This window comes from Paraburkholderia sp. RL17-383-BIF-A (assembly GCF_046028015.1).
Taxonomy (GTDB): Bacteria; Pseudomonadota; Gammaproteobacteria; order Burkholderiales; family Burkholderiaceae; genus Paraburkholderia.
In genome coordinates this window covers 34,163-44,884 of record NZ_JARESR010000001.1, presented here as the reverse complement: position 1 = coordinate 44,884, position 10,722 = coordinate 34,163, and the positions used below count along the sequence as shown (strand labels likewise).

Below are 10,722 nucleotides of genomic sequence, written 5' to 3'. Positions count from 1 at the left end.
ATGATGCGAAGGATGACCGCACTTAGGTTATACCCGCTGACGTTCGCCGCGCCGCAACGTAGGATCGCGCCGCTCAAAGCACGGCTTTGGGCACCGCATGCTCTTCGCCGAGCCATGCGCGGACCTGCTCGCCAGTCCACACGGGGTCGTCGTGCGGCAGATCGTGCCCGGCCCACGGGTGCTCGCAGTGCAAAGCGCCCCACGCCGCCGCGAGCTTCGCCGAGCACACCGGGTCGACCAGTTTGTCGGCCCGCGAAGAAAGAATCAGCACGGGGCATTCCGGCCGCGCCGTGCCTGCAGTAAAACGTGCCGCGGCCCAGAGTTGCCGCAACGCATTGCCACGGCTCACGGGCGCGCTGCGGCGAATCCGGCTCCACGTGTCGAGATCGTCTCCCAGCGTCTGCACGTTATTGCACGTCAGCCGATGAATGCCGTGTTCCGCGCGCGGCGCGTCGCGCCAGCGCGCGGCCACGCCCAACAGGCCCGGCCACGCAGAAGGACGCAACCGCTCCTGCATCTGGCTGAACGGCCGCATGCTTGTATTGATGAGCACCAGCCGTTCGATCTCATAGGGATACCGCTGCGCCCAGTCCGTCGCCACCATGCCGCCGAGCGACATCGCCAGCACGCAATACGGGCCCGGCAAACCGCTTTGCAAAGCAGCATTTCGCACGAAGCCGACCATCTCGGCGACCGTCGACGGCGCGCGCAAATGCGCGAATTCGCCGTTGCCCGGCAGATCGAGCAGCAGCAGCCGGGCAGGCGCGCCCGTTTGCCAGGGCACGTCATTGACGGCGCCCTGCAGCAAGCCGGGCAAGCGGCCCCAGTGGCGGATTTCGCGCGTGAGTCCGCGCAGCAGAATCCACGTGCTCATAGGCTTTCCGGTTGATACCAATGGTCGATCGCGCTTTGCAGCAATTGCTCGCGACGATGGCCTTGCGGCAGCCAGCGTTGCGACGAAAACGCCGCGCGCGCCAGAAAGTCGAGCAGGTTCGCGTGACGCCGCAGCACACGCGCGGTTCGATGTGCCTTGACCGGATTGAACATGCCCTGACGCGAAAACAATTGACGCGGGTTTTTCTTGATCCAGAGCCACGAGCCCAATTCGAGCGTCATCGGCAGGAAGACATTGGGAGCGGGCGCGCGATCGTAGGCGAAGTCCCACAGATCGCCGTGCAGCAGATATTGATGGCTCTGCGGTTCGAACGCGTAGCCATGATGGGGATGCGCGCGTTCGAACATGGTTTTCAACACGTACATTTCCGGCAAATGCGGCATCAGCTTGCGCGTGCGTGCGTACGGAAACCAGATGCTGTCGCTCCAGCCGTAGCCCGAGTGGCAATCGAGCGCAATGCTCAACGGCCGCGCGGCCAGTTCGGTTTCCACCACCTGCAGCAGCGCGGCAGCCTCGGGTTCCATCGGCGCACCCATGCGGCCGCGATACCACGGCAGCCACGCGCCCACGCGCTGGCCGCCCGCCAGCAGCGGCACGCGTTCGTCCGCATTCTGTGGCGCGTTGCGCATCAGATCGACGCCGTTCGGATTCGCACGCGTGGCCGCCCACATGCCGCCCGGATTGACGATCGGCATAAAGATCAGACGAATCGACTGCAATTGCCGCACCAGCAGTTCGTCCCATTCGAGCCGCGCCAGCAGCGCGCGCATATAGTCGAGCACGAGTTGCGAGCCGATCCGCTCGAGCCCGTGAATGCCGCCAAAAAACCCGATGGCCGGAGCCTGCGGATCGGTGGATCCAATGCTCGCGGTCTGGATGGCAAATTGCCGGCCGCGCACCGTTGTTTCGCAGACTGTGCGGATCGCGAAGCTCGCGCTGCCCTGCTCAAGGATCGCCCTGAGATCTTCGTACTCCGCAAAACTGTCGGGAAGGAAGCTCAGGGGCTGCATGAGGACGTCGAAAGGGATTGCAAGGTTATTGGGGACGGCACACCGATTGACGCAATATAGCCTGGTGCGGAGCGATCATGCTGAAGCGTCGCCAACACAACTGAATCGTGTCACACGCCTGACATTTTTCACTCGAGCGAATGACATCGTTCTGCCTTTCTGGCGACGTAAAAAAGACACGATAAGATATAGTCGTCTAGACGTTGCGATGCCTTCACTCAACCGTCACAGACGCTTCCTAGAATGAGCCCCACACAGGCCGGCAGTGGCCGGATGCATCAAGGGGTACTTATGGACGCAATTCGGGAAGCAATCCGTATCGAACGGTTGAGCAAGACGTTCAGCAATGGCCGCAAGGCGCTGGACGAAATCGATCTGCGCGTCGAACCGGGCGAGATGGTTGCGTTGATCGGCGCCTCGGGTTCGGGCAAGTCGACGCTGCTGCGCCATATCGCGGGCTTCACGGCTTCGGATGCGCAGCCGTCGCAGATCGCGATTCTGGGCCGGCCGATTCAGCAGAACGGGCGCATTGTGCGTGAAGTGCGCAGCATTCGCCGCGATATCGGCTTCGTGTTCCAGCAATTCAATCTGGTGAACCGGCTCTCCGTGGAAAGCAACGTGCTGATCGGCGCACTTGCGCGGCTGCCGTTGTGGCGCCGACTCAGCGGGCGTTTTCCGCGCGCCGAGCGGGCGTTGTCGATGGCCGCGCTCAACGAAGTCGGCATTGGCGAACATGCGCGCGAACGCGCCGCCAATCTCTCCGGCGGCCAGCAGCAGCGCGCGGCGCTCGCCCGTGCCTTGGTGCAACGCGCGCGCATCGTGCTCGCCGATGAACCCATCGCGTCGCTCGACCCCGAGTCGTCGCGCCGCGTGATGGAGATGCTGCGCACGCTGAACATCGAGCATCGACTCACGGTGCTGGTGTCGCTGCATCAGGTCGATATCGCGATGCAGTATTGCCCGCGCACGGTTGCGCTGCGCCGCGGCAAGGTGGTCTACGACGGCCCTTCCGCCGCGCTCACGCCAACCTTGCTCAAGACGCTTTACGGCGAGGCCGCCCGCGAACTGCTCGATGAATCCGCCCCCAGCGCGGACGATAGCGAGGCTAACCACGCGGCCGGCAGCACACCGCTTCAGGACGCCGCGCCCGCTTCGGGCCGCTATGCATTCGCTCTCAATCCGGCGCACTCGAACTGAGCGCGTCCATCCACTCTGCTAACTCAACCGGGTCTCAAACAATGAAATTCCTGCGTTCGTTGATCACGCTGGCCCTCGGCGCGGCTGCTCTCGCCGGTGCCGCCACCGCGCACGCCGAGGACATCAACCTCGGCATCATTTCGACCGATTCGTCCTCGGTGCTGAAACAACGCTGGGAGCCGCTGATTCAGGACATGAACAAGCAAACCGGCCTGAACATCAAAGCGTTCTTTGCAACGGACTACGCCGGCATTATCGAAGGCATGCGCTTTAACAAGGTACAGGTCGGTTATTTCGGCAATGCGTCGGCGATCGAGGCGGTGGACCGTTCGCAAGGCGAAGTATTCGCGAAGGTCCAGTACGCGAACGGTGACGCAGGTTACTACTCCGTGCTGATCACGAATGTGAACAGCCGCTTCAAGACGCTCGACGACGTGTTCAAGAATACAAAGGACGTCACGCTCGGCTTCGGCGACCCGAACTCCACCTCGGGTACGCTGATTCCCGGCTATTACCTGTTCGCCAAGCACAATACGCCGGTCAACACTTCGTTCAAGACCGTGCTGCCGTCGAGCCACGAAGCCAATCTGCTGGCCGTGGTGAACAACAAGATCGACATCGCGACCAACAACACCGAGATGCTCGACACGTTGAAGAAAGAGCATCCGGACAAGTTCGCGCAGGTGCGTGTGCTGTGGAAATCGCCGCTGATTCCGTCGGACCCGCTGGTATGGCGCAAGGATCTGCCGCAAGCCACCAAGGACAAGCTGCGCAACTTCTTCCTGAACTACGCGAAGACCGATCCGCACGAAAAAGCGGTGATGACAGCGATTACCGGTTACGGCGGCTTCGCGGCGTCCTCGGATGCGCAACTGGTGCCGATCCGCCAGGTCGCGCTGTTCCAGCAGAAGCAGAAGATCGAGAGCGACGCGCATCTCTCCGATGACGATCGCAAGACCCAGTTGGCCGCGCTCGACGCAAAGCTGAGCGCGCTGAACACCGCGCAATCGAAGCAATGAACACGGTCGATCTGATCACGTCGCCGGCGCGTGCGAGCGAAACGCTCGCCGCGCAGGCGGCGAGTCATCCCGCGCCGGTTGCGGGCAAACGCAGCTGGCTGTCGCTGCTCGGCTGGATCGCCGTGCTCGCGGTGTTGGGCGGCGCATGGCATGGCGCCGATATGCGCCCGCTGGATCTGCTGAGCGACTCCGGCAACATGGGCCAGTTCGCCAAAGACTTCTTTCCGCCCGACTTCACCGAATGGCGCAGCTATCTGCACGAGATGTATGTGACGCTCTCGGTGGCGGTGTGGGGCACCGCCCTCTCGCTCGTGTGCGCGGTGCCGTGCGGACTGATGTCCGCCCACAATATCGCGCCGATGTGGGTCGTGCAGCCCATGCGCCGCATGATGGACGCGTGCCGCGCGATCAATGAAATGGTCTTCGCCATGCTGTTCATCGTGGCGGTCGGGCTCGGTCCATTTGCCGGCGTGCTGGCGCTGTGGGTGCACACTACGGGCGTGCTCGCCAAGCTGTTCGCCGAAGCCGTCGAGGCCATCGATCCGCGCCCGGCCGAAGGCGTGCGCGCCACCGGCGCAACCGGCCTCGACGAAATCATCTACGGCGTGTTGCCGCAAGTGCTGCCGTTGTGGATCTCGTACGCGTTATATCGCTTCGAATCGAACGTGCGCTCGGCGATGGTGGTCGGCATGGTCGGCGCGGGCGGCATCGGCGTGGTGTTGTACGAGGCGATCCGCTCGTTCAACTATGCGCAAACCGCCGCGGTGATGATCATGGTGATCGTGGTCGTGACGGTGATCGACCTCGCGTCCGCGTGGCTGCGTGAACGCGTGACCTGAGGTGACAGAAGTCTCATGAGGTTGCCGGCGTGACGGCGTGACGGCCCGGTGGGAGGGTCCGACGAAGCAGCGCTTCGTCGACTTCTTGCCCGGCGTCGCGCCGCGTTCCAGTTTGCAGTTCAACCTCCGTACGGCGCTGCCAGCCCGTCCGGGCGGCGTCTCTTTGACGCCACAAATCGCCGCATTTCCCCAAATAAAACCCCTCCAATCGAGTCGTCCACTCCTCTATCCCGTCGTTCTGCTGGAATAATCACGGGCTTGCGGCCCGCACCCGGGCCTTCGCTTCCCCTCTTCCCGGTCTTCGATGGAAACCTTTGTCGTTTTGCTGGTGCTGCTCTCCGCGCTGCTTCACGCCACGTGGAACGCGTTCCTGCATCTTTCGGAAGATCGCGTCTGGCTGCTCGGCATGATGGCGATTCCGTATATCGCCGTGAGCGCGGTCGGCGTGGTCTTACTGCCCATGCCCGCGCCGCAGGCGTGGCCGTACATCTTTGCATCGGTCGTGCTGGAATTCGGTTATCTGCTGGCGCTGATTCGCGCCTATAAAAGCGGCGACTTCGGGCAGATCTATCCGATTGCGCGCGGCCTTTCGCCGATGCTCGTGTTCGTCGGCGCACTGGTCTTCGCCCATGAGGCGCTCAAGCCGTTGGCCGCGATCGGCGTCGCGCTGGTGTCGATCGGCATCGTCTCGCTGGCGTTTCGGCGCGGCATGCGCTTTTCCGGCGAGAGCGTGCCCTTCGCGCTCCTGACCGGCCTGTTCATCTCGGCGTATTCGGTGGTCGACGGAATCGGCGCGCGCGTGGCGGGCAACGGCCTGAGCTACATCATGTGGGTCTATCTGATCTGGAATATCCCGCAGTTTCTGCTCGCCTGGCATTGGCGCGGCGGCGCGAAAGGGCTTTTCATCGGCCGCGCCGTGGTGTTCAAGGGCATGGCGTCGGGCGTGCTCGCGTTGAGCGCTTACTGCCTGATCATCGAGGCTTACCGCTATCTGCCGATCGCGATGGTCTCCGCGCTGCGCGAGATGAGCTCGATCTTCGCGGTGCTGATCGGCTGGCTGTTCATGCGCGAGAAGCTGACCACGCGGCGTATCGTTGCGTGCGCGCTGGTGACGTTGGGGGCGGTGCTGATCAGGATTTGAGTTTGAGTTCTTCCCTCACGCAAACTCCGGCAACGTCGCATCGATCGCATCGGCCAGCGTATTGAACGCCGGCGCGATCTCCTCATCCGGCACGCACGCGTAGCCGATCAGCAAACCCGACGGCGCCAGCGACGGCTGCGCGTAGTACCCCGACAAAGGCCGCACCACGATATTGCGCTCCAGCGCGGCGGCGGCCACCCGCCGGTCGTCGCTGCCTTCAGGCAACTGCATCACCAGATGCAGGCCGGCGTCGCCGCCCACGGCCGGCAACGCGTCGCCGTAACGCTGCGAGGCGGCGTCGAGCAGCGTCTGGCGGCGCTGTCCGTAGAGCGTGCGCATCTTGCGGATATGCGACGTGAAATGCCCTTCGGCAATGAACTCCGCGAGCATCGCCTGCTGCAACAGCTGCCCCTCGCGATACAACTCGGCGCTCGCGGTGGCAAAGCTCTCCGCCAGCGCCTCCGGCACGACGAGGTAGCCGATGCGCAAACCCGGAAACAGCGTCTTGCCGAAGCTGCCCACGTAGATCACCTGCCCCGACGTATCCAACCCTTGCAACGATGCCAGCGGCCGGCTGCCATAGCGGAACTCGCTGTCGTAATCGTCCTCGATGATCCAGCACTGGTTCAGCCGCGCATATTCGAGCAGCATGCGGCGCCGCGCGAGACTCATCACCATGCCGAGCGGGTATTGATGCGAAGGCGTGACGAGCATCAGCTTCGGCGGCTGCGCGAGGTCGTCGGCCGAAGGATTGATGCCTTCCTCGTCGACGGCGATTGGCCGCGATTGCAGGCCGGACACGTGGAGCACGCTACGCACGCCCCAATAACAGGGATCCTCGGTCCAGATCACGTCGCCCGGATCGGACAACAGGCGCACGGCGAGGTCGACCGACTGGTGAATCCCGGTCGTGATGATGATCTGCTCCGGCGTACAGCGCACCGAGCGCGAGGTGCGCAGATAGTCGGCCAGCGCGTGCCGTAGCGACGCCAGCCCGCCGCCCGGCGCGTACGTGAGCAGGTCCGGCCGCAGCCGGCGCCAATATTTGTTGTGCAAGCGGCTCCACACCCGCGCCGGAAATTTCGTGACGTCCGGCACGCCAGGCATGAACGCGCCCCACTGACGCTTGGACACGCCCGCGCCCGCCACCAGCCGCGCGCCACGCGTGGAAAGCGCTCGCCGCGCCTGCAGCGGCAGCGGCTCCGGCCGCACGTCGGGCGCCACGGCATCGGGCACGCCGACGATCTCGTCCGGGGCGCTGTCGGCAACGAACGTGCCACGCCCGGTCGCCGAACTCACATAGCCTTCGAGCACGAGTTGCTCGTACACCTGCGTGACGGTATTGCGCCCGATGCCCAACTCCTGCGCCAGCAAACGCGACGACGGCACCTTGCTGCCCGGCGGCAGTTCGCGCGACAGGATCGCCTGCTGCAACAGCCGATGCAGCTGGCGATAGATCGGCTGCCCATTGCCGCGGTCGAGGCGCTGGGCCAGCCAGTCGGACAAAACGCTCGCACGCATGGATTGGCTCCTATAATTTTATTGGAATGGCTCTGAAGTTAAGAGCCAAATCTCATTATAGTCGCTGCATGTGCTGCGCTGAGCGCGCGGCGTCCGCAAAACCGAGGAGCGAAGGAGATGACCATGAAGAATGCCGAACTGAAAAGCCGCAAAGACGCTGCCACACCGCGCGGCGTCGGAGTGATGTGCGATTTCTACGCCGAGCGCGCTGAAAACGCGGAATTGTGGGACGTCGAGGGCCGCCGTTTCATCGACTTCGCGGCCGGTATCGCCGTGTGCAACACGGGCCACCGTCATCCGAAGATCGTCGCCGCGATTCGCGATCAGCTCGATCATTTCACCCACACGGCGTATCAGATCGTGCCGTACGCGTCGTATGTCGAACTGGCCGAGAAGCTCAACGAGCGCGCGCCGGGCGACCATCCGAAGAAAACCGCGTTCTTCACGACCGGCGCCGAAGCCGTCGAAAACGCGATCAAGATCGCCCGCGCCGCGACCGGCCGCCCGGGCGTGATCGCCTTCACCGGCGGTTTCCACGGCCGCACGTTGATGGGCATGGCGCTGACCGGCAAGGTCGCGCCGTACAAGATCGGCTTTGGCCCGTTCCCGTCGGACGTGTTCCACGCCCCGTTCCCGAATCCGCTGCACGGCGTGACCACGGCCGACTCGCTGAAGGCCATCGAATTCCTGTTCAAGGCCGACATCGATCCGAAGCGCGTAGCCGCGATCATTTTCGAACCGGTGCAGGGCGAAGGCGGTTTCTATCCGGCGCCGGCCGAATTCGTGCGCGCCTTGCGCAAGCTGTGCAATGAGCACGGCATTCTGCTGATCGCCGACGAAGTCCAGACCGGTTTCGCACGCACCGGCAAGCTGTTTGCCATGCATCACTACGACGTGGTGCCCGATCTGATGACGGTCGCCAAGAGCCTTGCCGGCGGCATGCCGCTGTCGGGCGTGATCGGCCGCGCGGACGTGATGGATGCCGCCGCGCCTGGCGGGCTCGGCGGCACGTATGCGGGCAATCCTTTGGCCGTTGCCGCCGCGCATGCGGTGCTCGATATCATCGACGAAGAGAAGCTGTGCGAGCGCGCCACGGTGCTGGGTGACCGCGTCAAGGCCAAGCTGATCGCGCTGCAAAGCGAAGTGCCCCAGATCGCGGACGTGCGCGGCCCCGGCGGCATGGTTGCCGTCGAGTTCTGCAAGGCAGGCAGCACGGAGCCGGATGCGGAGTTCACCAAGCGCGTGCAGACTCGCGCGCTCGAACGCGGCTTGCTGTTGCTGGTGTGCGGCGTCTATTCGAACGTGGTGCGTTTCCTGTTCCCGCTCACGATTCAGGACGCGGTTTTCGACGAAGCCATGGCAATTCTCGGCGACGTGATCAAGGACAGCGTCGCCATCGCGGCTTGAGGATCGACACATGACCACGTTGACCCTGAAAGACCCGTCGCTGCTGAAAACGCACGCCTACATCGCAGGCGAATGGCAAGGCGCGGACGACGGCGCGACCTTCGAAGTGAAGAACCCCGCCACGGGCGAAGTCATCGCGACGGTGCCGCGCATGGGCACGGCGGAAACCCGCCGCGCGATCGACACGGCCAACGCCGCGTGGCCCGTATGGCGCGCCACGACCGCGAAGCAGCGCGCGGTGATCCTGCGCAAATGGCATGACCTGATGATCGAGAACGCCGACGATCTGGCGACGATCCTCACCACGGAACAAGGCAAGCCGCTCGCCGAAGCCAAGGGCGAAATCCAGTACGCCGCTTCATTCCTGGAATGGTTCGCGGAAGAAGGCAAGCGCGTGAACGGCGACACGATCCCGACACCGGCGAATGACAAGCGCATCGTCGTGACGAAAGAACCGATCGGCGTTTGCGCGGCTATCACGCCGTGGAACTTCCCGGCCGCGATGATTACCCGCAAGGTCGGTCCGGCGCTCGCGGCGGGCTGCCCGATCATCGTCAAACCGGCTGAAGCCACGCCGCTCTCCGCGCTCGCGCTCGCCGTGCTGGCCGAGCGCGCCGGCGTGCCGCGCGGTGTGTTCAACGTCGTGACCGGCGAGCCGAAAGCCATTGGCGCGGAAATGACGGGCAATCCGATCGTGCGCAAGCTGTCGTTCACCGGCTCGACGCCGGTCGGCCGTCTGCTCATGGCGCAGTGCGCGCCGACGGTCAAGAAGGTGTCGCTCGAACTCGGCGGCAACGCGCCGTTCATCGTGTTCGACGACGCGGATCTGGATGCCGCGGTGGCCGGCGCGATTGCGTCGAAGTATCGCAATAGCGGCCAGACCTGCGTGTGCACGAACCGTTTCTATGTGCACGACAAGGTCTACGACGCGTTCGCCGAGAAACTGCGCGTCGCCGTCGAACAGCTGAAGGTGGGCCGCGGCACCGAAGACGGCGTCACGCAAGGTCCGCTGATCAACGAAGCGGCCGTGCTCAAGGTCGAGTCGCATATCGAAGACGCGCTCGCCAAAGGCGCGCGTATCTTGACCGGTGGCAAGCGTCATGCGCTCGGCCACGGCTTCTTCGAGCCGACGGTGCTCGCGGACGTCACGCCGGCCATGAAGGTCGCGCGCGACGAAACCTTCGGGCCGCTCGCGCCGCTGTTCCGCTTCTCGTCGGACGAGGAAGTGATCGGCCTTGCCAACGATACCGAGTTCGGCCTCGCGTCGTATTTCTATAGCCGCGATATCGGCCGCGTCTGGCGTGTCGCCGAAGCGCTCGAATACGGCATGGTCGGCATCAACACGGGCCTGATCTCGAACGAGGTCGCGCCGTTCGGCGGCGTCAAGCAATCGGGCCTGGGCCGCGAAGGGTCGCATTACGGCATCGACGATTACGTGGTCATCAAGTACATGTGTGTCGGTGGGATCTGAGCCTTACCGCCCAGGCTCGAATATTGGACTGACGCGGAAAGCTACGCCGACAGAATCCTGTTGCGCGTAGCCTTCGTGAAATACACCTCGCGCGCGCGGCTCGGTTCGCGCGCGAACTCCACCTCTCTATTCAGCGCTGCCGTCCGGCCAGCGATACTCACGCCCCCTGCCAGCCTGCCGGGCTGCACGAAAACGCTCGCATGGCGTGCGCGCAGGCACCGC

General features: G+C 64.1%; 9 protein-coding genes. 6 read left to right on the top strand and 3 right to left on the bottom strand.

Going from position 1 to position 10,722, the window contains the following annotated elements; translation table 11 throughout:
* Positions 1-73: 73 nt before the first annotated feature.
* Complete coding sequence (locus tag P0D71_RS00195; protein WP_408478644.1) at positions 74-874, bottom strand: alpha/beta fold hydrolase; 801 nt, start codon at positions 872-874, stop codon at positions 74-76.
* Positions 871-1,905: a M14 family zinc carboxypeptidase gene (locus P0D71_RS00190; RefSeq protein ID WP_091807266.1), complete on the bottom strand. Its 1,035-nt coding sequence runs from the start codon at positions 1,903-1,905 to the stop codon at positions 871-873. Before P0D71_RS00190 ends, P0D71_RS00195 begins: the two co-directional genes overlap by 4 nt.
* 291 nt (positions 1,906-2,196) lie before the next feature.
* Between P0D71_RS00190 and phnC the strand changes: the two genes are divergently transcribed.
* The 4 genes from phnC (at position 2,197) to P0D71_RS00170 (ending at position 6,101) form a co-directional block, all read left to right on the top strand.
* Positions 2,197-3,102, top strand: coding sequence for a phosphonate ABC transporter ATP-binding protein (phnC, locus tag P0D71_RS00185; protein WP_408478642.1), 906 nt, complete (start codon positions 2,197-2,199; stop codon positions 3,100-3,102).
* A 41-nt stretch (positions 3,103-3,143) separates the two neighbouring features.
* On the top strand, positions 3,144-4,121 hold the full coding sequence (gene phnD, locus P0D71_RS00180) for a phosphonate ABC transporter substrate-binding protein (RefSeq protein ID WP_408478640.1): 978 nt from the start codon (positions 3,144-3,146) through the stop codon (positions 4,119-4,121).
* Positions 4,118-4,960: a phosphonate ABC transporter, permease protein PhnE gene (gene phnE / locus P0D71_RS00175; protein WP_091807260.1), complete on the top strand. Its 843-nt coding sequence runs from the start codon at positions 4,118-4,120 to the stop codon at positions 4,958-4,960. Before phnD ends, phnE begins: the two co-directional genes overlap by 4 nt.
* A 304-nt stretch (positions 4,961-5,264) precedes the next feature.
* A complete protein-coding gene (locus P0D71_RS00170; protein ID WP_408478637.1) occupies positions 5,265-6,101 on the top strand; it encodes an EamA family transporter in 837 nt (278 codons plus the stop codon).
* Positions 6,102-6,116: 15 nt separating this feature from the next.
* Here P0D71_RS00170 and pdxR read toward each other — a convergent pair whose 3' ends face one another.
* On the bottom strand, positions 6,117-7,622 hold the full coding sequence (pdxR, locus tag P0D71_RS00165; protein ID WP_408478635.1) for a MocR-like pyridoxine biosynthesis transcription factor PdxR: 1,506 nt from the start codon (positions 7,620-7,622) through the stop codon (positions 6,117-6,119).
* A gap of 123 nt (positions 7,623-7,745) precedes the next feature.
* On the opposite strand from pdxR, the gene P0D71_RS00160 reads away from it, so the two are divergent.
* Together P0D71_RS00160 and gabD are read left to right on the top strand one after the other, a co-directional pair.
* A complete protein-coding gene (locus P0D71_RS00160; RefSeq protein WP_408182875.1) occupies positions 7,746-9,029 on the top strand; it encodes a 4-aminobutyrate--2-oxoglutarate transaminase in 1,284 nt (427 codons plus the stop codon).
* 10 nt (positions 9,030-9,039) lie between these two features.
* Positions 9,040-10,500, top strand: a complete 1,461-nt coding sequence (gabD, locus tag P0D71_RS00155; RefSeq protein ID WP_408478633.1) for an NADP-dependent succinate-semialdehyde dehydrogenase — start codon at positions 9,040-9,042, stop codon at positions 10,498-10,500.
* The last annotated feature ends 222 nt before the right edge of the window (positions 10,501-10,722 follow it).